The organism is Bdellovibrionales bacterium, from assembly GCA_016716765.1.
In the GTDB taxonomy this organism is placed as follows: Bacteria; Bdellovibrionota; Bdellovibrionia; order Bdellovibrionales; family UBA1609; genus JADJVA01.
Genome location: JADJVA010000020.1, coordinates 1319901 through 1344993, shown reverse-complemented (window position 1 = coordinate 1344993; position 25093 = coordinate 1319901). Strand labels below are relative to the sequence as shown.

The 25093-nt window shown below is 44.6% G+C and carries 23 protein-coding genes; 14 read left to right on the top strand and 9 right to left on the bottom strand.

The genetic code is table 11. The features are described 5' to 3' along the window. Positions 1-132: 132 nt before the first annotated feature. Positions 133-1983 carry a sulfatase-like hydrolase/transferase gene (locus tag IPL83_15105; protein ID MBK9040466.1) on the top strand — a complete coding sequence of 617 codons (1851 nt, stop codon included), beginning with the start codon at positions 133-135 and terminating at the stop codon, positions 1981-1983. 22 nt (positions 1984-2005) lie between these two features. Here IPL83_15105 and IPL83_15100 read toward each other — a convergent pair whose 3' ends face one another. Then, a complete protein-coding gene (locus IPL83_15100; GenBank protein MBK9040465.1) occupies positions 2006-2809 on the bottom strand; it encodes a radical SAM protein in 804 nt (267 codons plus the stop codon). Positions 2810-2888: 79 nt separating this feature from the next. On the opposite strand from IPL83_15100, the gene IPL83_15095 reads away from it, so the two are divergent. Further along, positions 2889-3848 carry a hypothetical protein gene (locus IPL83_15095; protein ID MBK9040464.1) on the top strand — a complete coding sequence of 320 codons (960 nt, stop codon included), beginning with the start codon at positions 2889-2891 and terminating at the stop codon, positions 3846-3848. Here the strand turns inward: IPL83_15095 and IPL83_15090 are convergent. From IPL83_15090 to IPL83_15065, 6 genes are all read right to left on the bottom strand, one after another. Further along, positions 3845-4525, bottom strand: a complete 681-nt coding sequence (locus tag IPL83_15090; GenBank protein ID MBK9040463.1) for a hypothetical protein — start codon at positions 4523-4525, stop codon at positions 3845-3847. The genes IPL83_15095 and IPL83_15090 overlap by 4 nt on opposite strands. Continuing rightward, positions 4526-6118, bottom strand: coding sequence for an FHA domain-containing protein (locus IPL83_15085; GenBank protein MBK9040462.1), 1593 nt, complete (start codon positions 6116-6118; stop codon positions 4526-4528). A 473-nt stretch (positions 6119-6591) separates the two neighbouring features. Then, positions 6592-7617, bottom strand: a complete 1026-nt coding sequence (locus IPL83_15080; protein MBK9040461.1) for an FHA domain-containing protein — start codon at positions 7615-7617, stop codon at positions 6592-6594. After that, on the bottom strand, positions 7617-9263 hold the full coding sequence (locus tag IPL83_15075; protein MBK9040460.1) for an FHA domain-containing protein: 1647 nt from the start codon (positions 9261-9263) through the stop codon (positions 7617-7619). The genes IPL83_15080 and IPL83_15075 overlap by 1 nt, the downstream gene beginning before the upstream one ends. Then, positions 9250-9597 (bottom strand): DUF192 domain-containing protein, encoded by a 348-nt coding sequence (locus IPL83_15070; protein MBK9040459.1) that lies wholly within the window; start codon positions 9595-9597, stop codon positions 9250-9252. The genes IPL83_15075 and IPL83_15070 overlap by 14 nt, the downstream gene beginning before the upstream one ends. Further along, complete coding sequence (locus tag IPL83_15065; GenBank protein ID MBK9040458.1) at positions 9597-10502, bottom strand: type II secretion system F family protein; 906 nt, start codon at positions 10500-10502, stop codon at positions 9597-9599. Before IPL83_15065 ends, IPL83_15070 begins: the two co-directional genes overlap by 1 nt. 29 nt (positions 10503-10531) lie before the next feature. Here IPL83_15065 and maf point away from each other — a divergent pair, with 29 nt between their 5' ends. From maf to IPL83_15045, 4 genes are all read left to right on the top strand, one after another. Next, positions 10532-11125, top strand: a complete 594-nt coding sequence (gene maf / locus IPL83_15060; protein MBK9040457.1) for a septum formation protein Maf — start codon at positions 10532-10534, stop codon at positions 11123-11125. Continuing rightward, positions 11103-11813: a YggS family pyridoxal phosphate-dependent enzyme gene (locus IPL83_15055; GenBank protein ID MBK9040456.1), complete on the top strand. Its 711-nt coding sequence runs from the start codon at positions 11103-11105 to the stop codon at positions 11811-11813. Before maf ends, IPL83_15055 begins: the two co-directional genes overlap by 23 nt. Before the next feature lie 9 nt (positions 11814-11822). Then, positions 11823-12659 (top strand): pyrroline-5-carboxylate reductase, encoded by an 837-nt coding sequence (locus tag IPL83_15050; protein ID MBK9040455.1) that lies wholly within the window; start codon positions 11823-11825, stop codon positions 12657-12659. 111 nt (positions 12660-12770) lie between these two features. Next, positions 12771-13346 carry a DivIVA domain-containing protein gene (locus tag IPL83_15045; protein MBK9040454.1) on the top strand — a complete coding sequence of 192 codons (576 nt, stop codon included), beginning with the start codon at positions 12771-12773 and terminating at the stop codon, positions 13344-13346. Positions 13347-13357: 11 nt separating this feature from the next. Here IPL83_15045 and IPL83_15040 read toward each other — a convergent pair whose 3' ends face one another. Then, positions 13358-14455 carry a hypothetical protein gene (locus tag IPL83_15040; protein ID MBK9040453.1) on the bottom strand — a complete coding sequence of 366 codons (1098 nt, stop codon included), beginning with the start codon at positions 14453-14455 and terminating at the stop codon, positions 13358-13360. A 27-nt stretch (positions 14456-14482) separates the two neighbouring features. Here IPL83_15040 and IPL83_15035 point away from each other — a divergent pair, with 27 nt between their 5' ends. From IPL83_15035 to IPL83_15025, 3 genes are all read left to right on the top strand, one after another. Then, positions 14483-15700, top strand: a complete 1218-nt coding sequence (locus IPL83_15035) for an MFS transporter (GenBank protein MBK9040452.1) — start codon at positions 14483-14485, stop codon at positions 15698-15700. Continuing rightward, complete coding sequence (locus IPL83_15030; protein ID MBK9040451.1) at positions 15697-16059, top strand: rhodanese-like domain-containing protein; 363 nt, start codon at positions 15697-15699, stop codon at positions 16057-16059. Before IPL83_15035 ends, IPL83_15030 begins: the two co-directional genes overlap by 4 nt. An 87-nt stretch (positions 16060-16146) precedes the next feature. Beyond that, the gene (locus IPL83_15025; GenBank protein MBK9040450.1) at positions 16147-18837 is read left to right on the top strand and encodes a valine--tRNA ligase; all 2691 of its coding nucleotides are present in this window, start codon (positions 16147-16149) and stop codon (positions 18835-18837) included. On the opposite strand, the gene IPL83_15020 is transcribed toward IPL83_15025, so the two are convergent. Next, positions 18829-19626 carry a glycerophosphodiester phosphodiesterase gene (locus IPL83_15020; protein ID MBK9040449.1) on the bottom strand — a complete coding sequence of 266 codons (798 nt, stop codon included), beginning with the start codon at positions 19624-19626 and terminating at the stop codon, positions 18829-18831. The two genes, IPL83_15025 and IPL83_15020, sit on opposite strands and share 9 nt — an antisense overlap. A 100-nt stretch (positions 19627-19726) precedes the next feature. Between IPL83_15020 and IPL83_15015 the strand changes: the two genes are divergently transcribed. The 5 genes from IPL83_15015 (at position 19727) to rnr (ending at position 25082) form a co-directional block, all read left to right on the top strand. After that, positions 19727-20584 carry a hypothetical protein gene (locus IPL83_15015; GenBank protein MBK9040448.1) on the top strand — a complete coding sequence of 286 codons (858 nt, stop codon included), beginning with the start codon at positions 19727-19729 and terminating at the stop codon, positions 20582-20584. Positions 20585-20693: 109 nt separating this feature from the next. Then, positions 20694-21434: an outer membrane beta-barrel protein gene (locus IPL83_15010; protein ID MBK9040447.1), complete on the top strand. Its 741-nt coding sequence runs from the start codon at positions 20694-20696 to the stop codon at positions 21432-21434. A gap of 22 nt (positions 21435-21456) precedes the next feature. Beyond that, positions 21457-22431 (top strand): MBL fold metallo-hydrolase, encoded by a 975-nt coding sequence (locus IPL83_15005; GenBank protein MBK9040446.1) that lies wholly within the window; start codon positions 21457-21459, stop codon positions 22429-22431. Positions 22432-22465: 34 nt separating this feature from the next. Continuing rightward, positions 22466-22966: a hypothetical protein gene (locus IPL83_15000; protein MBK9040445.1), complete on the top strand. Its 501-nt coding sequence runs from the start codon at positions 22466-22468 to the stop codon at positions 22964-22966. Between the two features lie 55 nt (positions 22967-23021). Then, complete coding sequence (gene rnr / locus IPL83_14995; protein ID MBK9040444.1) at positions 23022-25082, top strand: ribonuclease R; 2061 nt, start codon at positions 23022-23024, stop codon at positions 25080-25082. Positions 25083-25093: the final 11 nt, after the last annotated feature.

Genomic DNA, 25093 nt, shown 5'->3' with positions numbered 1-25093 from the left:
TCGAGAACTCCTGGTGGAGATACAATATGAATATTCGAGATCTGTTTATTATCTACGGGGCGCGGACGAGGGGTCAAGAGGGATGATGATCAGCGTTAACATCGAAGAAATATTCACTTATGGGGAGCAATCGTGAACACTCAGGACGTGTTGAGACTTCAAAACTACGTTTGCATTTCTATATTTTTTGCCGTGTTCCTAACCAGCTGTGGGTGGCGGGATCGATCTTCACCGTCTCTGTTGGTTGTCGCGGTAGAATATCTTGGCTTTGATTCCTTTTCCTGCGGCACCCAAGAGACCGTATCTCTCCGTGATTTCTCAGGGTTTCATGTTTTCTGTGAAGAATCTGTGCGTTTCACACATGCATATACCTCCTCAATAATGAGTCAGGCGGCCATAGCTTCAATTTTGACAGGGCGTTACCCGTTTGAGCACGGGGTTTGGCATAACGGTTTTCAGTACCTCAGCGCCCATTTTAAAACTATCCAAGAAACTGCGATTGAAAAAAAGTACCGAACCTCATTTTTTTCAGGGGGGCCTCCAATCTGGCGAAAATCTGGATTTGCACAGGGCTTCGAGGTTTTTGAGGACAATGTCAATCCCACGGCAAGCCATCCGTATCGTCCAGTCGAGGAGAATTTTGGCGAATTTTTGAATTGGCTTAAAAAGGAATCGCTTCATGACCCGTTTTTTTCCTTCATTTATGTCCCAGACCTTCAGTTTCCCGGAATAGAAACTAAAAATGACTTTGGAGAAATACGTGAGAAATCTTCTTCGGGTCAACTAAGGGAGGTGGGGGAAAGTTTGGGATCTCTCATTACTGACTTAAGGGCGTTGGGTCGGTGGGATAGCACGACTGTCATACTGGTTGGACTCAATGGAAGGTCAAAAGTGCAGCGACCAGGAGAGCTCGAAGCTTATGATCTTCATTCTGAGGCGTCACAGGTTGCGCTATATATCAAGCCGGCGAGAAGCAAGCGTGATCTTGGTCTAGAATGGAAGATAGACAAAAATGTTTCTCTCGTTGATGTTGGTGTGACTCTATTTGATTTTTTTGGGATGCCCCTTGCACAAAGTGGTGAGGAGCGCTTGCCAGTGGTCTCCCTTCTTGGCGCTTTGGATCGACCACAAGTGTCTTGGGATCAGGATAGACTTATATTGGTGGAGTCTGGGTGGCCACAATGGCGTGGACTGGGAGGTAGCCGCTTTTCTCTGCGGCGAGGGCATTACCTTCTTTTGTACGACGAGAAGGTAAAGGTCTTTAATACTCTTATTGATAGGCAAGAAATTGCACCTCTTTCTGAGAGTGACCAGATTTTTCGGTCCATTTCCAATGAGATTTTGTTGTCGCTTCAAAATAAGGCCTTTGTGCCATGGTCCTTTCCACCTCAGATATTGGTGGAAAAGCTTCAGATCGGAAAAGCATTGTGGCTTGAGGAAAAAAGCAGTGAATTCTTAATAAAGAAGCTTGTTGGTCTCACTCGGGCAGCGCCTTGGGATCAACAACTCTGGGGTTGGAAGGCTCTGATTGCTTTGCGCGAAAAAAATTGGAAGTGGCTCAGGGTATTGGGGGAAAGATACAACAAGGAGACATGGAGATATGTCGGTGAAAAAAATTTGGGTAGGTCCTTTCGTCTTTCGTCACATGGCTGCCAAGGCATTTTTCTTTGGGGTAAAAAACGATTTCAACGTCCGAAACCTCACGAATGTGAGGACGAAGTGCTCATGAGCTTATTGCGTTGGATAGAGGAAAAGAATCTTGGGTCAAAACAGCTGGCGCGTGAGCAATTCACTCGCCTGTTCCATCAGAACTTGACTGATCGTCGTATAGCAGGATGGAATTACGTAAATAGTTTAAAGTGGGATGTGAACATTGAAGAGCCGAGCGAACCCTCCTTAGCTGAATTATTTCTTTCTTTGCCCGAAAATCAAAGATACGCAAAGATGGTCAATCAAATTCTTCAGGGCGAGAATCCACTGTAATCGAGGAAGTGCGTGTGTCCCTTCAGGGAAATACGAGTGCCTCGATTTGAGTGCGCCGCTTGAGTTTTGAGGCTATCGTGTAAAGTGTGTCTTCATCGGCCTTAATCAGCCCTTTGATTGGAGGAGTGTGTTTTAAAGTATAAAGGTAAATTTTTTCAGGTTTCATCATACCGACAACCTCAATCCATTCATCAATCATGGCATCTTTAGTATTATCGATAATTCCCCGAACAAAAAATGACTGTATAGTAAATGATTTCAGCTTGCGGGTTCCAGAAATGACCTTTGGGAGATGAGCTCTGACGATGGGATTATTTACCAACTTAAAGACGGATTCATTTCCTGCGTCAAGTTTCACCAATACTTCGTCCAATTTATCTAGACATTCCAATGTTCTGCGATTGTCAAGGTGGACTCCGTTAGTCATAAGGGCGATAGGTAATTTTCCAAAATATTCGTCTCTTGCGGTGATCAGGAGATCGATAATCTCTGGCAAATGGGGATATAAAGTGGGTTCTCCATTTCCTGAAATAAGCAGTTTACTGAAGGAGGACTGAGAAAATTCTTTTAACTTATTGCGGATTTCCAAAATTAACTGCTCAGGTGGTGAAAAAGGCAATTCCCTTTTCAATTGATTCATTCGAATAGTCGTACGCCCAAGTTCGCAATAGGGGCAATCAAAGGAGCACACTTTTTTTTCGTTGAAAAAATTGATTCCTAGCACTGGGCCCAGAAGTCGACTAGTAAAAGGGCCGTAAGCGGCCCCCGAAATGGGTGGCAACTCATCAAGATGTTCGTATTCAGCTGTCTTTATGGGAACATTCATATTAATATTAAGTCTTATTTTATGGAATAATTCAATCTTTTAGGTATTCGCGTTTGATGAGATGTAAGGGGAAGTTAGAGTGGATGCTCAGATAAAATTCCTTCTTCTGCCTGCGGTGGTTTTCAGTCTATTTTTTTGCCCGCTCTCGTATTCGAGCTCTGCGGTACAGACTGTTTCGCAGGGTGATTCGCGTTTTCCAGGATTTAAGTCTGGTCAATATGGATTGGCTGGGATGATAGGTCAGCCGATTTCAATTCGATATCAAAAGTGGCTCAATTGGAAAAGAGCGTGGAATGCAGATTTTGGATATCAGCTTGATGAGTTTCTCATTTTTGATGCGAATTATATCTATTATTTGTTGAGTGAAGATGATCGGTGGAAAATGAGCCAAAGTGTGGGAACGGTCATGTTTTCTGTATTTGGCGGAATTGTAGCTGGCGTTTATTTAGGGGACAAAAGGGAAGAGGAATCGCAGTTGGGATTAAGGGCGGGGGGCGCCTTTGAATACCTCTTGCCGAAGGCAATTTGGTCTCTTCGGTTGGAGGTTTCTCCTGTGCTTTATCTCAGTGGGCGAACATCGGGCGGACTTCAAGGCGGAATTGGAATCACTTACTATTTTGACTCAAAATATAAGAAACGTCAGGAGACAGAACCGCAATCAGCTGAATCAGAGGATAGCTCTGATGACTTTGAAGATTTCGAGTCCGATTTTGCTGAGCCAAAGGTAACGAATCCAAAACCGAAAAAAAAGAAGCCGCGAAGAGAAGAAACTCAGGTAATCAAGGAATCTCACCAGAAGTTGTCTGACCCGAATGATGAAATTGCAAAGAAGCCGGTCAAGACAAAAAAGGAGCCTTCAAAAAAAGAAACTGCAAAGCCAATTAAATACAAGAAAGATTCCTCGCAATCCGTACGCACACCACCACCAAAAAAGCCGCAGAAGTCTACCGAAAAAAGTGATAATCCAGCCAAATCATATGATATTGAAAAATACTATAATGATGAATCGGGAGATAAAGATCGCGATGTGGAACTCTAAAAAGTCACCTGTCCAACCCAAAAGGGTTCCTGGGGCGATTGCTTTGAAATAATTGAGGATATTTTTTCGATCGATCTTTCCTCGAATCCTAGATTGAAAAATGAACTTGGCATGAATGAGTGGCTAACGAGAAGCAGGCGATCTTCTTTGTTTACGCGAATCGTTCGAATATTCAAGGCACTTGTAGAATGAACTCCCAAAAGAGTGCTAGGCAGTGGGGGCAAAACATTGCCCTTCCTACTGAAATCAAGAGACAAATCAGTAAGCGAACCACTGGTTATGGGAGGGTACCCATTTCTATCCAAAAAAACTTGAGGATGGCCCAATTGAACAAAAGAAAGTTCATTTGCAGAGATAGCGGCAGCGAAAAGCTCAAGGCTAGAGAGATATTCCTCGCGATTTTCTTCCTGATAGACGAGATCGTTAGCCAGCATGACGGCCGTTCTCAGAGAATTGGCGATAGACGAAAGGCAAGTGAGCTTTTGAAAAGGGGATGTCACTTCAATGTCATCTTTGGCGGCTAGAAAAAATTCAGTAATGGTTTGAATGGCCTTTCGTGCTGCATTTCGGGAGCCCCACGGAGTAGCAACAATGAGGAGTCCCGACTGCTCCTCAATAAAGATTTCAGGACGAGGGCGGGAGAATCGTCCGTTGTAGGATCTTTCTACTAGTTTCATTCAGCTTCCGGTTCCATATTTTTGCAATTTTCGTTTGGCTCTTTGATAGTATTCGTCGGACTCGATATCATTTTGGAGAATCTTCTTCCACTTTTCCTTTGCACCTTCAATTTCACCCAGGCTCTCCTCAAGGGCGCTGTCCTCGTAAATTGATCTCATTTCTCGACGAAGGTCTGAGAGAACTTGATCTCTCGTTGAAAGGACCTCCTTGTTGTTCGGGTCTTCGTTAAGGGCTTGATCGCAGGCTTCTATAGCTGGTCGATAGTTTTTCTTTTCATAATGGCTTTTGCAAAGAGAGAGTCCAGTCTGAATTTTTTTGTCCAATTCCTTTTTGGTGCTGGCAAGCTCGCGAGTCGCAATATTTTCGAGATTTTGCAGACCAGGATATCCACCGCGAAGAAATCTTTCGAATTCACTTATGGAATCGTTGAGTCGTCCCTTTTTATATAATTCCTTGGCTTTTCGATATTGGGATTCTCCTGCCCTGTTCCGAGACTGTCTTGCAAGGGCATCGGCTTGTTCCTGTTTGTCGGCATCCTCTTTGGCCTGGATTTCTGAAAGAATGCTGACTACTCCCGAGTTACTGGGATCTAGTTCGATCGCCAAACTCAAGCATTCCTTTGCCTCGTCAACAGAGGCGCCGTGGCCCAAACGTGATTTACAGTCTTTTACGATGAATGAAATCTTCTGTTGAGTTTCTATTCGGGCTCGCTCTTTTCGTTCGAGTTCCTGATTTTCCCGAGTCATCTCAGAACCCTGTGTGCAGTGAGCTTGAAGTGATTTTGAATCTTCATAGAGTGGGATAATCTCATGCAACTTTATTAGCTCCGCGACGCAAAGCTCATACCTTCCTTGTGTGTAATGTCCCCGAGCGAGATTAAAGATGTCCTTTACGGCAAATTTCTTTTCGGGACTAAGTCTGTCAAAACTTGATCCCTCTTTACTTGAGGAGGTGGCTTTTTGGGTTTTATTTGTCTCTGAATTAAATAAGGAACCAAGGAAGAGTAAAGGTACGGAGAGAACAAGGGCCAGACGGACCTTATTTCTTTTTAAACTAGCTATGAATCCTTTGAGCCCCACGGGGGGAGGAGCCTCGAGTCTGACGGCAGATGGCCCCTCTGGGTCAAAGTATATGTTTGGATTGAATGGAGCAGGTAGTAACATTTGCGCGGGTTGATCGGGAAGTGGCATTTGACTAGCAACCATCAGCTTATTTTTGAAATCCCGATCCCTCATTTCAAGAATAATCGTGAGATCCATGATTGTAATATGATCGCCACTAACTATCTTGAAGGGCTCATGTGGGGTGAGTATTTGACCATTTATTGAAGTTCCGTTTGCGCTGCCAAGGTCGGTTATATACATCCCATCATTTGTTTGACTCAGTTCAAAATGGTTGCGACTGACATGTCCATCTTCGATGGGTATTTCGCAATTCGCGTCTCGTCCTGCAACCCAGAGATGCCCTACCAGTTCAAGAACCTCATCTCTGTCGCGGTCAGGAAACTTAATTCGTAAGAAGGCAGACAAGTTGTTAATGCCGGGAGCTGTGGCCTCTAAATTGCCCTCGCGGGAAATACTATTTGCTTTCATATCTGAGGTGATGAGTTCACCTCTTTTATGAGTGGACGGTTGCGGTTCGTTAGCAGGAAAGAACTGATCGTTATTTATTGGATTGCCGGAGGTATTGTTTCTACTGTTGGATTTTGGACTCAAAGTTGCGACAGCTGATTTTTCGTTTTTATTTGGGTGGTCGGTATCGGAGGGGGTTGTTGCTGACTCTTGAAATGAGAACTCATAAGGAGGAACTTGGAAGACTAAATTTTTCTCTAATTGAATTGATTCAGCGGACTCGCCTTCAAAAATGAGACTACCATAGCGCGAAACGAGCTCGGCGATCCAGATTTCGTTTTTCTGAAAAATTTTTAAATGACTTCGAGAAATTCCCTTTTGGTTATTGAGAGGGATCTCACAATTTTGGTTGCGCCCGGCAAAATATTGCTTACCATCGACGAGGTCGACGGTCATAAATTTCTTACCATGGAGCCTTATGACCAGTTTAGCCATCAATATCTTTCCTCAACCATCGTGTCACATGCGTCATAGTTGGCCTTTGCTTCTTTGTAGATGGCGCTATTTGCATCGACGACCATGACCATGACATTTCGAAAAGATGCCTTACAAGCTGAGAATTGGGCGTGTTCCCGATACTTCCGTCCCAAAATCATATGGTATTGAGTCAATTCATTGTACTTTCTCTGTGCCAGTTTTAAATAACGCAAACAAAGAGTATGTTCAGGAAAAAGGGAAAGGCATGCTTGAAACAGTTCAAGGGATCGGCCATAGATACCTTGCTTGTAGTCGCGAAATCCCTGAAGATAGACGGCCTGCGCTTCATTGTATTGCTGGGAATTTTTTCCCTGCTTTTGACGCTGCTCTATGACTGATTCACGTAATTTTTGAGTCTTTTCTATTTCCGCATCGACGGCCTCATCTGTGCGGATCTCAGTGATATCCTTCTTTTTTGAGGTTTCAGACAAGATCAGATATAAAAAAAGGATGGCTAAGCCACCAACTAGATAGCGAATCATTGACGAAGAGTTGCGGGATTGGGATTGGGACGAGGAAGACTGTTGATGGAAGCTTCCCTGAAAGTTGTGGTTTGACCTTCCGGATCCTGGGCCAAGTGTCTTTGGACTTGTTGGTATGGAAGAAGCTGCGATTTGATTGGGAACAGCAACGAGGCCCAGGTCTTGGGGAGTTTTGATCCTTAGTTTTAACTCAGTTTCCCCCAGAACAATATGCGAGAGGTTTTTTATTCGGGATTTTTGCACCTCGATTTTATCCACAATCAAGACATTTGAATCAGAGATGTTTTCAATGAACACCCCATGTTCTCCAAATTCTATGACTGCGTGTTGGCGACTGCACTTCATATCGCTTTGGAATTGGATATCGTTCTCCTCTCCGCGTCCGAGCGTTACTCGTTGTCCAGTCAAACGATAAGTCACCCCTTGGTCCTTCCCGTTCATTACAACGAGAGAGAATTCAAACCCGGGGGGTATAGATGGAGCAAAACTTCCCTCAGTCATTAGGAGTTACCTCCTTGGTAAGAGGGCAAGATGCTCACAATAAAGTAAGCCACTTGGTCGCTGCCATGAACTGCCTGAAGAGCTATTTCGAATGTTTCTCCGCGGATATCAAGATCATTCGATGCGATCTGGTGAGGATTCTGAAGGGCTCTCTCTATGAGATCCCTGATGCTCAGGCGCATAGCCTGATCTGTGATTCTGTCAACAGTTTGGAAGACGAGATCCGAGGATTTCATTCCTGTTCGATCTTCAAATTCGGGATTAACAGATTGAATAGTGAGATCGTGTGCGGTGATTCCAATGGCACCAAATCCTATAAGCTGTACAAGATTGTTCAATTCCGCACCACGATCATACTCGACTCTGGTGGGATTTTTTGATGGATCCGAGCTTCCCATTCGAGATAGAGCGCTGTTGATATTTGAGACCAAGGTTTGCAAGACCGGAAATTGATAAGTGGTCCGCAAATTATCATGGTTTTCCTTTAGTGCGAGATCAAGCTGTTGGTTGAGCGTTACTAAGGGAAACTCAATTGTTTTTAGAAGAAAATAGAAGAGAATAGAGCCGACGATTAAAGCGATAAAGAATGTCTGAATAAATAGACTGAGAGTGCGTGCATCATCTACGGCCAGTGAACCCATATTGTAAATAACGGCGGCACAGGCCGTGACCGCTTGAGATCCCGTTTCAGGATTGTAAAATTCGATCGGAACCAAGGCCCCGATTGTGCTGTCATCAATCTGTTTGACAATTTCTCTTCCTTCTCGACGCGCCTCATGGATAAAGGGAAGATCGGGAACCTGCCCAGCAAGCGAAGCCGGTGCGATGATGTTTCCGTCCACATTTGAAATAATGAGAGCCCTTTCCACTCCAGGTTCCCTTTGGGCAATTTCAATGGAAACGGCTGATTCGATTCCTTGCATCAGGGGAGCTCGATTTATTTTTGCCAATGTGCGAGCGATGGTGAGCGCCCTTCGCTGACTCTCTTTTTCTACACTGGCCTTAAGGATTCGCATCAGTGGAATAGCTGAGAGAGAGGTTACAAATAGGATGAAAGCCCCCACAAATATGGCGAGAACCAGGCGAAACTCCATTATCTCGGGAAGTTTGTATACGCCAGGCAAAACGACTTCGTTTAGATATTTCTCAGCAAGAAGAAGGACAGTGGCCTTTGCTTGTGGGCCACGGGAGGTATGGGACGTTGCTTGATGAGGGGAATTTGTTTCTGGTTGATGTTGATATCCTACATTCCCGTAGGGTTGACCGAATTGCTGTTGATAGGAGGCTGATTGAGGACTGGCTTGATGGTGGTTTTGTGGAGCAGTGGCAGCAGTCGTCAGTCGAAGTAGTTCGGCCTGGCTCATTTCGATAATTTCAAAAATAATTTCATGCAAAGCGAGTTTTTCGCTTCCATTTAGTCGCAGACTTTGAATTTTGACCCCATTTGCAAATGTTCCATTGCGAGATCCTAGGTCAGAGATAATTATTTTATCATCAAAGACGTCCAGTTTGGCGTGTTGCTTGGAGACGCCGGCGCTGGAGAGAATGACATTGCAGCCTGGCTCGCGACCAATTGTGTTCGTGCCATTTTTGAGCTTGAAAATTTGTCCCGCCTGAGGACCCGAAAGAACTCTAAGCGCCCACATAGAGTTGATCTCCGATTTCAATTGTTTGCTTTTCAGCTAAGCCACTTGTCATTTCGAACACCGAATGCGAGCCCCAGGATGGGATAGTCATTCTTTGTGGCAATATATTCGACTTTATTGCTTTCACAATGAGGTTTTGATCGACAAAAACAGCGTCAATGGGGAACTGCATAAAGTAGGTGTGAATCCAGTTGCAGTCCAAAATCCACATGACTGAATCTTCGCTCAGGGAGGCTCGACCGAGTAGCCCCTTGGACCGTTGCCAAAGTGTTTTAGCGATGATGACTTCAGAAAAGACTATTTTGTTTTTCGAGGTGTTTAGTAGGTGGGCCACTATTTCGCTCCATAAAAAAATTGAAGAACCACAGGTGCGAAGACCATGATAAATACCGCTGGTAAGATGAATACCATCATTGGAATGAGCATGGCCTGAGAGGCTTTTGATCCAGCTTTTTCGGCCCGAATAAAGCGTTCGAGGCGCATCTGGGCGCTTTGATCTTTCAGCACTGATGCGATTGGAGCACCAGTGTAGTCGGCATCTCTGATCATCGCAACGAAGCTTGTGATTTCTGGAATATCTAGGCGCTGTGCAAAGGCCTTAAGGGCATCGGATCTTGAGCTGCCCAGTTTAATGTCTTTAAGTACAATTGAGAATTCGTCGGCGAGGACGCTGTTTTCAGCTTTTTCTACGATTCGTTGAATGGAATTAATGAAATCAAGACCTGCTTCTGTCGAAAGCGCAAGAAGGTCTATGAAAAATGGCAAGTCGACAACGACAGAAATATAGCGGGATTTTTTCATGGACCCGCAGTAGAGGTGAGGAAACTGCAGTCCGGTGACTCCGATAATGGCGCAGAGCCAATACGGATAACCAAGCTGGAGGGCAAAATTGAGGATAATGAGAAAGATGGGGACCATCACTCCCCAAAGAATTTGCAGTCCAATGAATTCATCCACATTGAGTTCTTGAGACAGTCCAGAGGTAAGAATCAATTTTTCAACTTTTTTGCGATATTTCTCATTTTTAATGCGCGTCGCATGCTGAAGAGTGAAATTATGAACGAGAGGGCGCGAGATATTTACGAGTGGAGATTTGGATTTGCGAGGTTCATCGCCTGAGGCCCAGGCGAGAGCATCGGAATCGGTGTTATTTGTAAAAACTGCTGTGGCGAACAAATAGACCGCGAGAGCTGCCAAACCCAGTCCGCTCAACAGGATTAAGAAATCAAAGCTTAACATCTATGGTCCTTTTGTGATCTAAAGTTGCCATGCACCAGCTTATCCTTGTTTCTCAGTCGCCGCGTCGTCGTGATCTCCTCACTGCGGCAGGTTATCGGTTTCGTGTGGATGCTGTTAAACTATCGGAAACAATTGACAAAAACCTGATGCCTCGGTCAGTGGCAGAGTCTCTCGCGAGGGAGAAAGGTCAGGCCTACATAGCTCAGACTAACCCAACGAAAGGACAAGGTTTTTTGATTCTTTCTGCAGACACTGTCGTTGTATTCAAGGGCGAAGTATTGGGGAAGCCAAAAAACTCGGCTGAAGCCGGGGACTTTCTCAAAAGATTATCGGGAAAAATGCATAGCGTTATCACAGGTTTTTGCGTGCTGGACGTAGACAGCAACAAAGAGACTTTGGTTTCAGATGAAAGTCGAGTTTGGTTTCGGACGCTGACAAGCGATGAAATCCTCGCGTATATCGCCAGCGGGGAGCCATTTGACAAGGCGGGAGGATACGGGATTCAAGGAGCGGCAGGCGTCTTTGTGAGCAAGTTGGAGGGCTCCTTTTCCAATGTGGTGGGATTTCCGCTCGAGCTCTTTAAAGAATTGGAGGCGCGAAATGGCTGGAAAATCCGTGCGTGAGAATTGGTTTGAAATAAAGGCTGAGATGAAAACTGCCCTGGTAAGGGCGGGACGAACAGAGGACTCTGCCAGAATTGTTGGAGTGGCAAAGGGACAAAGTATTGCAAGAATCCAGGAAGCTGTCGCTGCAGGTCTTAAAATTGTGGGCGAAAATTATGTTCAAGAATATTTAAAAAAGGTGTCCTTGCTGGGTGACCCTCAACTGGAATGGCACTTTATTGGCCACATTCAGAGCAACAAGGTGAGGGATTTGGTTGGAAAAATAGATCTTATACACTCTGTGGATCGCGTTAGTATTGCCCAATTGATTGGCCAGAGGGCAGCAGCTCAAAAATTAATACAGAAGATACTGGTTGAGATTAATATCGATGACGAGCCGAATAAATCAGGAATAGACTTTCGAGAGGGTAGAGTTTTTCTAGAGGCCCTCCAAAAGATTGATGGGATCAAAATTTGTGGTTTGATGGCTCTTCCGGCGCCTGGTAGGCTGCCGGAGGAAACTCGGCGAGGGTTTGCTCGGCTTCGTCATATGCGAGACGAGTGGACCTCTGAGGTTTCAGGAGGGTCGGCTGGGCATCATTTGCATGAATTATCGATGGGAACGAGCCAAGATTTCCAATATGCTCTCGAAGAGGGAGCTACTTACATACGTTTGGGAACCCGTTTGTTTGGTGAACGGCAAGGTTGAGGGGAATGCATGACCGGAGATTTCTTAAAAGGTCGCAACATAGGTTTTATAGGTACTGGTAATATGGGTCAGGCCATTATTCGAGCTCTAGTGAATACCAATAAAATTCCTGCCGAAAGAATTTTTGCAACGAATCGCACTCAGGGAAAACTGCAAAAGCTCGCTGAACAGATGGGAATTCGAGCTCTAGTTAACAATGAGGAGTTGCTGGAGCATTGTGACGTGGTGATCATATCCGTAAAACCTCAGGATTTTATTTCAGGGATTGAGCCTATTTCTTCTGCCTTTGGCCTCAATCATACGGTGATCAGTCTCATGGCGGGAGTTTCACTGAGGACTTTAAAAAAAGCGATGCCAAACGTGAGGAATCTGATCAGAGCTATGCCAAATACGGCTGCCATAATCAATAAATCCGTTGTGGGTTTTTGTTTGGCAGAGTCAGCGAAAGGCATGGAAGGTGTTGCCGAAGATTTATTGAGTGCCTTAGGGACTGTGGTGCAGGTAGAAGAAGGGGAAGAGTTTGAGGCACTCACAGTTTCATGTTCAAGTGGTATTGGGTTCGTATTCGAATTGATGATTTACTGGCAAGAATGGTTAGAAGAGCATGGGTTCGAGGCGGAAATTGCGAAAACAATGACGGTGAGTACCTTTTTAGGAGCCTCTCTTTTGGCAGATCAGGCGCCAGAAACAGCCTTGCAGGAACTGCAAAACAGAGTGGTATCTAAAAAAGGTGTCACGGCCGCGGGATTGGATTCTATGCGAGAACTTGAGATCGAACGAGCTCTTCGTTACAGCTTCGAAAAATCTGTATTAAGGGATCGCGAAATTGGACAGACATCAGTCTAGATCAGCAGTTTATGAGCGACAGGTTGAGGTTCCTGCCTCTCTCTGCTAGAATTCTCTGGCGACAAATGATACGATCTGAATATTTGAATAAGTTTGAACATGGGGGGAGCGGTGAAAATTGCACCAATAGATATCGCGCACAAGACATTTGGTCGTAGATTCATGGGCCTTGATGCTGATGAGGTCATTGATTTTTTGCGGGTGGTTGCTGATGAGATGGAAGCGCTTGTGAGAGAGAGAAATAATTTACGTGAAACACTCAGGGAGCGAGATTTAACCATTGTGGATTTTAGAGAGCGTGATGAGCTTTTAAAAACAACTATTACAACGGCCACGCGCATGGCTGAAAAGATTCGCGAAGATGGGGAGCGGGAATCTCGTTTGATTGTGGGAGATGCCAATCAGAAGAGTGAACTTATTGTGAGAGATGCCCGTGATTCACTCAAAAAAATCTACAGCGAAATCACCGATTTAAAAAGAATTAGACTGCAGTTTGAGAGCAATTTAAAAGCTTTGATTCAGAGTCATCTGACAATGCTTGATCAAGGGCAGAAGATTATGCCGAGTCCCGATTTGAGTCTTTCGATAACTCGAGAAGTTGATCAGATTCATGAAGAGGATCTTATTCGATCAAAAGTCCACGATGCAGTGACCAAAGGAAGCAAATCGGCCAAAAGTTTTCAGTGATAAAAATCACTTTATTTTTTGAATTTTTTATCTAAGTGTTTTTCAGCTTCGTTTAAGATTTCTTCGTCAGTTTTTTCTTTCTTGCGGCGAAATGGTTTTGGAGAATCTTCCTGAAAGAGTCTTTCATTGTATTCTGTGCTTTCAATATTGAACTTCTTTAGATCATCGTTATTTACTTCTTTCCGGCGAGTTTTCGTAAATTCTCCTTGGACAGAATTGAAGTCCCAGACAACCAGAACTCCAATCGTATTTCCTTTGGCCGAGTTTTTGCCCTGAAGATCAAAGGTGTATTCTCCCTTCAGAGCGAGTGCTTCACTGATCTGGGCTTCCACATATGCCTTTGCCGAGAGAAGATTTGGATTGATAGAATAATATTTGAGGGAGCCACCGTTGACTCGAGAAGTAACTGCTGTGCGTTGAGATGGAGTATTTGTTAGCTCATCGTCCGTGATACTTTGGTATCCAAAGGCTTCACCTCCCAAAGCCAGGCCATCAAAATCTATTTTTGTACCAATGACATATTCTGCCAGGCTCGCCCTTCCATCAGCGCGATAATCTGCTCCCAAATAAATGTAATTGTCCAACGACAAGGCCTTTTTCTGCAGCCAAGTTCCAAATTTAACCTCTAGAACCCCTTCGCTGAGGATGACGTCGTCGCCATTGGGGTCAATTGGTGTGTTTGAGTAAAGGACCATCAGTTCTGGCTTTATCTTCATAGGATTTGTTAGGAGAAAGTACTGCATACCTAAAAAGGCGTTGCTAAGGACAGAGTTTTTTCGCAAAGAGACTCCATCTGAGCTTTCACCCTGACTTGCGGTAAGTCCCAATTTATAAGCTTTCCTACTGGTTGCCACGTAATTCCATTCAAGCCTATAGGTATTCACATTGAAATATTTATTCGGTCCCAACTTTTCAAAAGTGCCATCAATAGAGTCAAAATTATCTTCGCTGCTAAAAAGTTTAGCATCAAAAATAGCTCGATTTGATTTTGGGCGAAAAATCACCGGATCAGCGGTGGCAAGGAATCCGACACTGAATACAGCACAAAGCTGGATTCGGAGTACAAACTGCGCTAATATCCCACATCGTTCCATAATCTCTATTTTCATGATTGATATTCTACAACAGGAATTCCTTTGAGCATAAAAAACAAACCTTTAGTTGTCATTTTCTTAACAGTTTTCATTGATCTCATTGGATTTGGCATCATTATTCCATTGAGTCCCTATTTGGCCAGGGCCTTTGGTGCTGATGCCCTTCAGGTTGGGCTCTTGATGGCGGTATATTCTGGAGCTCAGTTTGTATTTTCGCCGTTTTGGGGGCAACTGAGCGATCGTTGGGGGCGTAGACCCATCATATTGCTGAGTTTGGTGGGGGCCGGTCTGTCGCATTTGATATTTGCCTTTTCGACGACCTACACTCTCCTTTTTGTGGCCCGACTATTGGCTGGTATTTTTGGCGCAAACATATCGGCAACAATGGCTTATATTGCGGACATAACAGATGAAAAATCTCGTTCTAAAAATATGGGCATCATCGGGGCAGCCTTTGGTTTAGGTTTTGTCTTGGGGCCTGCCTTAGGAGCATTAGCTGGTCATGTAGGCGAAAGCCTCGGAAGTAGTCCGCCCTTTGGTCCGAGTTTTGCGGCTGTCGTTGCGGCTGTGATTTGTTTGTTGAATGCATTTTTTGCTTGGCATGTCCTTGTGGAATCTCGACCTGCTGAATTAAAAATTGTGACCGAAAGGAAATCGCGCTTTGGCCTGATGAGAAAGCACCTGTTTTATCCGGTGATAGGTCAACTTCAGGTGATGTATTTTTTAGCATCCTTTGCAATGGCACACATGGAAGCAGCCCTTTTTCTTTTTGTTCAGGATAAGTTTAATTGGAGCCTCATGAATGCGGGTCTCGGTTTTGCCTACGTTGGGATTGTTATGGTTATCACCCAGGGGTATTTTATCCGCAAATTTCTTCCTTTGGTCGGGGAACGAAGTATGTTGATGTCTGGTCTGGTCATGAAAGGGCTGGGGCTTGCAGGCATCGCCGCATCGAGTGAAGTTTGGCAGTTGGCCGTTGCTGTCACTTTTTTGGGCCTTGGAACGGGTTTCATTAATCCTTCGTTATCAGGCAGCATTAGTTTGCTCACAAAGGAATCTGAACAGGGTTCCGTGATGGGCATCAATCAAAGTTTAAGTGCGCTGGGGCGTATCTTGGGGCCCGTATTGGGAGGCTTACTTTATCGTGATGTCAGTCATCAGTCGCCGTTTTGGGCGGCAAGTTTGGTCGTTGGAATTTCTTTGCTCATCGGGATTTCAATTTTTCAAAGTATACCAACGAAGGCACAGGTTGTCGTTTGAAGCGGTTTTTTAAGAAATTGGATGTCTGGAAGATTGGCCCTTTTCAGCTTGAGAATATTATCCAAAATTCTGGCCATTTTTTTCTGTTTGATTTGCGTGAGCCGAAACTGCTTTTGGAAAAGGAGGAACTCCTCTTCGCACCTTTTCTGTCAGGGGCTCGAAGGCTATCTCCAAAACTGGTGAAGAGTTCGCTTTCGGAGGCATCAGCCGGGTTGGATTCTCCTGTTATCCTTGTATGTCAAAATGGAAAAGTATCATCAAAGGTGGCTAAAGATCTTGGGACACAGGGGTATGTGAATATTTACATTTTAGATGGAGGAGTGAAATCGCTTCGAACCTTTATTGAGTCGGGAGTGTAATCGAGTCTTCCAGCCTTGTTTCCCTGCTGAGATTAATGGTAAATTCTGTGGTCGATATTTTGGATTTTTTTCCAATCGTTGCAATGGTTGAAGGAGGTTTTTTTGGAATTGCCTGATCGTTATAGTCCCGAAGAGGTTGAAGGTCGGCTGTATCAATGGTGGATGGATAAAGGTTATTTCAAAGCGCAGGATGTTTCCACGAAGCCTCCCTATTGCATCATTTTGCCGCCACCAAACGTTACAGGGTCTCTGCATATGGGCCACGCACTTAATCACAGTATTCAAGACGCCCTTATTCGGTGGAAGCGGATGAGTGGATTTAATGCTCTCTGGCTTCCGGGAACTGACCATGCGGGAATTGCCACTCAGAGTGTTGTTGAAAAGCAGTTGGCCAAAGAAGGAAAGACTCGCCATCAGATGGGCCGCGCGGATTTTGTTGCGAAGGTTTGGGAATGGAAAGAGCAGTATGGCGAGCGGATCATTGAGCAGATGAAGAGGTTGGGTGATTCTTGTGACTGGGATCGTCTCTGCTTTACTCTGGATGAGGGCGTGTCAACGGCCGTTCGGAAGGTATTTGTTCAGCTTTATAAGAAAAATTGGATATATAAGGGCACTCGCCTGATCAATTGGAGTCCGAAGTTAGAGTCTGCGCTTTCTGATTTGGAAGTGGATTACAAAGAAGTTAAGGGAAGTCTCTGGCATATCCGTTATCCACTTCAAGACGGGACGGGACATCTCGTGGTTGCAACCACTCGACCTGAGACTTTATTGGGCGACACAGCCGTCGCTGTTCATCCAGAGGATGAAAGATATAATTCGCTCATTGGAAAAAGTGTCAAACTTCCACTCACAGATCGGTTGATAAAAATAATTGGGGACGATTATGTTGATAGGGAGTTTGGTTCAGGAGTCGTAAAAATTACTCCAGCTCATGACTTTAATGACTATGAGATTGGCAAGAGACATCAGTTAGATTCACTTAATATTCTAGATAGGAAAGGTGCTCTCAATGAGAACGTTCCGAAGGCCTATCAGGGTTTGACTGCAAAAAAGGCCCGTGAACAGGTTGTTAGTGATCTTGAAAGTGGTGGTTTTTTAGAGAAAATTGAAGCTCATATACACTCTGTTGGGCACTGCTCCCGATCGGGTGTCGTTGTAGAACCTTTGCTTTCGGAGCAGTGGTTTGTGAAAACCTCAGAGATATCCCTCCCAGCCAAGCGAGTTGTTGAAAGTGGAACCGTTCTGTTTGAACCCGAGTCATGGACCAAGACCTATTTGCATTGGATGAATATCATCCAAGATTGGTGCATTTCCCGTCAGCTGTGGTGGGGGCACCGTATTCCGGCTTGGCATTGCGATGATTGTAGCCATGTGACGGTTGTGGAGGCAGACCCTCAAAACTGCGAAAGCTGTGGTAGCACCCAAATTCATCAAGAGGAGGACGTTTTAGATACTTGGTTCTCGTCGGCGCTTTGGCCATTTAGCACCATGGGATGGCCAAACGAGACGGAGGCATTGCGAACCTTTTATCCCACGAATGTCGTGGTAACTGGTCACGATATCATTTTCTTTTGGGTTGCTCGCATGATGATGGCGGGCCTGGAATTTAAAAAGGATGTTCCTTTTAGATCCGTGTACATTCATGGATTAGTGAGAGATTCTGAAGGCAGAAAAATGTCTAAATCGCTGGGCAATTCAGCTGACCCAGTTGAACTGATTGAAAAGTTCGGGGCCGACGCGCTTCGTTTTACTTTGTTGTCTCAGGTTTCTACGGGTAAGGATCTCAAGTTTTCGGATCAGAGACTTGAGGGATATCGCAATTTCATGAACAAACTATGGAATGCCACTCGATTTGCGCTTAAAGCCATAGAGGATGTGGATTTCAAATCAGTCAGCATTGACGATTTGCCTCCACTGAATGACCTTTCTCACGCTGACCAGTGGATTATCTATAAGATGAGCATCTGTATGAAGGAAGTCGAGACATCTTTAGAATCGTACCGATTTTCAGACGCTGCCAATGCCATCTACTCTTTTGCCTGGCATGAATTTTGTGATTGGTACTTGGAATTTATCAAACCAGTCGTATATGGAAGGGACAGCAGCGAAAAGAGAGCAACCCAGATTGTTTTGGCTCAGGTTCTTAATAGGTTAATGAGATTGTTGCATCCGTTTGTCCCCTTTATTTCGGAAGAGTTATATCAAAAGCTTCCAATCAGAGGGGAAGCTTGTGTTGTGGATCGCTATCCCACAGTTTTGAGCGAGAGAAACTGGCTCAAGGGGGGTTCTCAGGAACAGGCATTTGAATTGGATGTAGTGAAGGGAGTTATCACAGCCCTTCGAAATATTCGCGGTGAGAATCAAATTAAGCCCGGACAAGAAATTACTGCGCGGTTGGTTCCATCGGAAGATAAATTGCAGAAGATTTTGCAGTCGAATAAGGTCGCGATCATGAGACTTGCTAAACTGGGCTCTTGTGAGATTGGGGAAACAGGCTCTTTAAAAAAATGCGCGATCAGTCCCTTTGTGGTAGGTGAAAATAAAGTCATGGTGGTTGTTCCGCTCGAGGGAATTGTAGATCTGGAAGAGGAAGTTAAGCGTCTAGAAAAGGTTATTGAGAAGGGCGAAAAGGATGCTGCTGGAATCTCAATGCGCTTACAAAACGACAATTTTGTCAAAAATGCACCTCCAGAAATTGTCATTCTGGCTCGAGCTCAATTGGAGGAACACCAGACCAAACTTGCCAGTCTGCGGGAGAATTTGGCTCGACTAAGGTAATTCAAGCATCCATTGCTTTAACTGCAAGGGATGATTGGTGAAAATCCAATCAACTTTGCGGTTAATTTCTCGGTAAAGACTGTTTGGTGATTTGATGAATCCGACACCAATTTTTTGCTGGTGGTGGTGATGAAGTTCAATGAGAGAAGGTGTCATAAAAAGATAATGTCCCGTTAAACCTCCATAATTTCGGTTGAGGCATTCTTTGCTCATTTCACCAAGGTCCCAATCTGCGATGCCCAGCATAGAATCAGGAGGCAGAAAATCAACACGCTTAAGAATTTCCTTTGAAAATGACATCAAATGATAATCGATCCCGGGTCTCAGAGCTTTAAGTATATCGAGAAGTCTTTGAATCTTAATGTTATCGGGATCAGAAAGACTTTCCTTCAACTCAATCATCAAGTGAATCTGTAAACCAAAAATATCTACCACTTCTTGAAGGCTTGGTATCATGGGAGCATGTTGTCTGAGCATTCTTAAAGTGTAACGAGAAGGCTTGAGGCTCGGGCGGCCAAAAACTCTGCCACAGTCCTGATCGTGGAGCACAACAGGAAAGAGATCTTCGGTCCAACGGACGTCGAGCTCGATTCCCCAAATCTGGTTTTTCAAGCAGCTATCAAAGGCGGTCAAAGTATTTTCAAAAACCTGAGTGTTATCGTGATGGCCTCGGTGAGCTATGATCTTAGAGAAACGCAAGTGCTTGAATGAGGGTTTCTTCTGTGGAAGTTGTGCGAAAAAACCATCGACAGAATATTGCAGAACATCGGTAAGGAATTCGAAACTCATTGGTCTACCATAAAGGGAGGTCGTGCGACGGGTCAACAGTCTCAGAAATTGAATAGACAGACAGTGATTTCATCTTCAGACTTAAGGAATGGAATTTATTGTGAAAAAAGTTTTGGCAATAAGCTCTCTGAGTGGAATTCTCCTATTTGCAGGATGTGACTCTCAATTGTCAAATGACCCCGATATTCCGCTCAGTGGTGAAGAGCTCAGTTTGTTGGGATCAATCACTGGCTCTTTAGATCGAGCGGCCAATGCCGTTGAGAAAGCTCGATCAGAGAGGGAAGAGGGAACAAAAAGGAAGATCTCTTCGGACTCGGCGAGTCAAAATCTTGAAGATTTTTTCAGCGAAAAAGAAGATCCCTTCGTCAGTAAGATGGCTACAAAGATCGGGCGCCAATTCTGTCGTATCGATTCTTCCTCCTTTGGAGGGGAGGCTACCAGCCTGAAAAATGAATCTCTGGTTGTGGAGGGTACAGTTTGTCCTATCGCTTTTTCTTCTCGAGTCGAAACGAAAGTGCAAGGTTTGGAAGAAAATATCAATCTGGAATACAAGTATCAGGTGTTAGATTCAGGCTACCGCCAGCTCAATGATATAGATCAAGTGTCCCTTTCGGGTTTGGTGAGTTCCCTTGAAGATCGGGGCGGGAAACGATCAAATGTTTTTTTCGAGGGATCAATGCGGTCTCAGAAAAAGGGTGTTTTTTTCTTAAGAATGGAAAGCAGTGTAGAATCCCTTTCTCAAGGAGGGGCAAAGAAATTGGTCATTTCGATACGTTCAAAGGACTTGCACGCAAAAGCTGTTATGGAAGTTTTCGATGATGGTCAGGGCGAAAAGGCGGCTGCCCGATATTCAATCAACGGCAAGACCTTCGAAGAGAAGGAGTTTAAGAATCTGCTCGGTCGGCAGTTATCCGTTGAATGGGCGAAATATTTCCATAATAAGTTAACACTTTCTTAATTAATTGAGAACGGTTCAAGAAATAGCGGACCGCTGAAAGTCTAGGGTTTTTACCTCTGATTGAACTCCAATGTGTTTTCCTCGATCATTGACAGAAAGGGAGGGGAAAATGCTGACATCTATGGTTCGTTTACTAGCAGTTTTGATGACGATCTTGCCTGCGATGGGGTCTTTTGCTGCAAAAGGAGGCGGGGGTGGCTGGTCATTGGGTTTAAACCTAGGTATTACGGCTGCCGACCAATCAGATTTGAACAAACTGTCCACTCGATCAAATCAGCGAGCTGGGGGAATTTCAACTCCTCAACTTGGCAATGCCTGGGAAGGAAATGGTTTCATCAGCTATCGCTTTTCTGGAATGACAGCTTTTCAGTTACGTCTCGGAATGATGTATCAAAACGGGGACGGCTCAGATACACTTGGCAATAATTATGAGTACGGCCTCATCGGGGTAACAGTATTTCCGATGTTTAGATTTTATCTTCTCGAAGATACAATGATCAAATTTTATACCCAGTTAGGTTTGGGGTGGGGATCCGTTTCTGGAGACATAAAAGAGGGCAACAACTCTCTTGAATTTTCTGGCAATGATCTTGGTTATCTGGGTGGCATCGGAGCTGAATTTTGTTTTCTGAGTCCAAACCACTGTTTTAGTCTTGAAGGTAACTTGAGAATTCTGGGTATTGAAAGGCTTAAGGCGTCTTCGGTTTCGGGCGATTTTACCTCTGGGTCTCCCAGCCCTGCGAGTTTGAGTCAGGCGCAAAACGGCAAAGAAGTCGAGCTTGATGGAAATGACTTAGGAGTTACCTTGTCAGGTATTGAGGGATTTGTGGGGTATAATTTCTACTTTTAGATGAAAGACACTGATCATGAATTTGCGAATCAGATTGTGGGGGACGCGTGGATCACTTCCGGCCCCCGTTCCACCTCAATACCTTCGCAGCAAAATACAGAATTTGCTCGAAGAGTATGAAATTTTTCAGAGATCCAATTCAGGAGGAGCGAAAGCCTTCCTTGAGAGTCTTCCTCCCTATCGAGTGGGAGGCTATGGAGGACACACGGCCTGCATTCAGGTGACGAGTCACGAGGCCGACTTCGTTATTGATGGGGGGAGTGGAATTCGTCGCTATGGGGAGTCTCTTATGATGGGGCCTTGTGGTTTAGGCAAGGGTGAGGTCCATATTTTCATGACTCATTTTCATTGGGACCATTTGATCGGCTTGCCATTTTTTGTCCCCATCTTTATTCCAGGAAATAGAATTCATTTTTATGCTGTTCAAGAGGATCTTGAGGACAGAGTGCGTGGGATGTTTTGTAAACCTCACTTTCCAGTTTCCTTTGAACAGCTTGGAGCTCAGATTTCCTTTCATCGACTGAAGCCGAGAGCTCCTTTTGTCCTGCATGATGTAGCGGTCACCCCTTATCAATTGGATCATCCAGATCCCTGTTGGGGATATCGTTGCGAAAGTGGTGGGAAGGTTTTTTCTCATTGTGTGGACACTGAAGGGACTCGAGTCAGCAGGAAAGACCTAGGACAGGATCTTCCGCTGTATGAAGATGTCGATTTGCTCATCTATGATGCCCAGTACACCTTCCTTGAAGCAGCAGAAAAAATAAATTGGGGCCATGCCTCAGCTCCGATTGGAATCGATATTGGGATGCGTGAGAGAGTGAAAAAAATGGTCTTCATTCATCATGACCCAGCAGCCACAGATGAAAAAATTCAGAAAGTGGAACAACAGACTCGTTCCTATCACGAATCTGCGATTCGAATGGCAAAAGAGCAGAGATTGGATTCAAATAAATTAGAGTGGTGTTTTGGCGTTGAGGGGATGGTTTTTGAGATATAGCTGTACGTAATTCTACCAGAGAGAGGCTCAAAAAATGAAAAACGAATTTAAAACCGATAAAAAGTGGCAGGGAGATCGGCTTATTTTGTCTTTTCAAGGGGATATTGACGAGAATGCTGAATTTTCTAAAATTGATCTCACAGGTGTTAAGAAGGCGACCTTTGACTTTTCGGGTATTCGCTTTGTCAATTCAATTGGACTGCGGGGCTGGTTGTTATGGATTAGAAAGGCTTCTGGAATGGAGCTTCAATTTGTAAAGTGTCCTAGAAATGTGGTGGATCAAATGAATATTTTAGAGGGGTTTCTCCCATCAAATGCTCTGGTTGAATCCTTCTATATCCCCTATTACTGCTCCGGATGTGATCACACCGAAATGCACCTCGTTCATCGCGGGAAGGATTATAAGGAAGGAACAGCAGATGCAAAGGAGGGGATTTTGGTTCAGGATGGTTTCGCCTGCCCGAAATGTGGTGCTGTCGCAGAACTCGACGTACTCAAGGAACGATATTTCAACTTTCTAAAATATCGAAAATAGGATAGGGTCACATCACCAATGCAGACTTCTATCATAGCATACCAAGTGAGAATCAATGAACAAGCGACGAACCAAACTACCCAATATATTGGAAGGGGTTGTCAAACGACATCCCGACGGCTTCGGATTTTTTGTACCGGAAAGTCCTGATATTCCAGATATCTATATTTCTCGAAGAGAGATGAGTGGGGTCATGACTAACGATCGGATTAAGATCCGAGTCATTGTTGAAAAGGCGACACATCGCCTGCGCGGAGAATTGATCGAAATATTGGTCAGAAACACAGCCCGTGCGACGGGTCAGTATTGGGCGCAAGGGAAGGAACGGGGAATTCTTCATGATGTCAGTCATGGGTGGGGAGAAGATCTGACTGCAATTTGCCCAACTCACCTGGAAATCACTGAAGGCGATTGGGTGTTGGTGCAGATCAAATCTTTTCCGGGAGACAAAGGGGGGTTTTGTGGAGAAGTGATATCGGTTATTGGCGATGCTCTTGATCCACTCAATGATGCGATGAGGGTTTTGCATACTCAGTCTATTCCCTACGATTTTTCATCAAAAACCCTGAGGGAATCAGAAGGAATCAGAGACGATTTGAACGATCTCGAATTTAAGCGTCGGACCGATCTTCGTTCTTTTAATTTTGTGACGATTGATGGTGTGACAGCGAAGGATTTTGACGATGCCATTTTTGTAGAAACCTTACCTGAGGGATTTCATTTGATCGTGGCGATCGCTGACGTGAGTCACTACGTAAAGCCCGGATCTTCCATTGATGAAGAGGCTTATGAGCGAGGCACCAGCGTTTATTTTCCGAATTTTGTTTCGCCGATGTTACCTGAAAGCTTGAGTAATGATTTGTGCTCTCTGCGTCCCGGTGTGCCGCGATTGGCTCTTGTGGCGGATATGAAATTTGATTTTAGTGGGAGTTTGTCTTCACAGAATTTTTATGAAGCTGTGATTGAGAGCAAGGCGAGAATAACTTACGGTGAAGCACAAGAGATAGTTGATGGAAATTGTCCTAGTCATTTGGAACATGTAAAAAGCATGCTTTCACGGGCGAGTGATTTGGCTCATATTTTTATGGACAAGCGGATCAGGGAAGGCTCCCTTGATCTGGAAATTCCAGAAACTGAAGTTGAAGTTGATGAAGGGGGGCAACCGGTAGATATCATTCGAGCGGATCGACTTTTTTCTCACCGATTGATTGAAGAAATGATGCTTGCAGCCAATGTTGCCGTCGCCAAATTTTTTCACGAGAGGGAAGTTTCCTCCTTGTATCGCATACATGAAGTTCCAAACGCAGATAGTATTATAGAACTTGAAAGATTTTTGCAGATTTTTGGTTTTAGTAAAGGACTCGGAGGAGGAAAGCTTCAGAAGAAAATTGGTCAAGCATTGGAGCATTTTGAGGGACAACCTCAAGAACAAATTCTTCATATATTGACCTTACGAACGATGAGTCAGGCTAAATATAGCCCCGATAATGTGGGACATTTTGGCTTAGGCTTTGAGTTTTACACTCACTTTACTTCTCCGATCAGGCGTTATCCAGATCTCATTGTTCATCGACTGCTTAAGGCTGCCATCATACCAGAGAGGGGCTATGGGTTTATTCCTTATCCTCAGCTGCAGTCGATTGGGACAATGACGAGTGCGCGCGAACAACGAGCGGCAAAAGCAGAGCGTCAAGTTAAGGCGATCAAGAAGGCCAGGTTCATGGCCAAACATTTGGGAGAGGAATTTGATGGCATCATCAGCTCCGTGGCAAAATTTGGGATTTTTGTCCTGCTTCGCCAATTTGACGTCGATGGTTTGGTAAGAACGGAAGCCCTTCCTCAAAATGATCTTAAATTTGATGAAGATCATTTGAGATTGATTGGTAAAAAGTCTGGAGTATCTTATAACATTGGTGATGTCATTCGGGTGGCGGTAGCTAGAACTGACACTCAGGATGGAAAAATAGATTTTCTACCTGTATTGGAAGGCAAGCGTGCTCAGGTCCTATCTAAAGAAACAGAATCCAATCACAAGCGCTCTCAGACTCAGAGAGATAGTGGCGGTATTCGCAAGGCACGGGTTTCAAGAGGTCGCCGAAAGGGCAAATCTCGGTAGATTCATTTTTG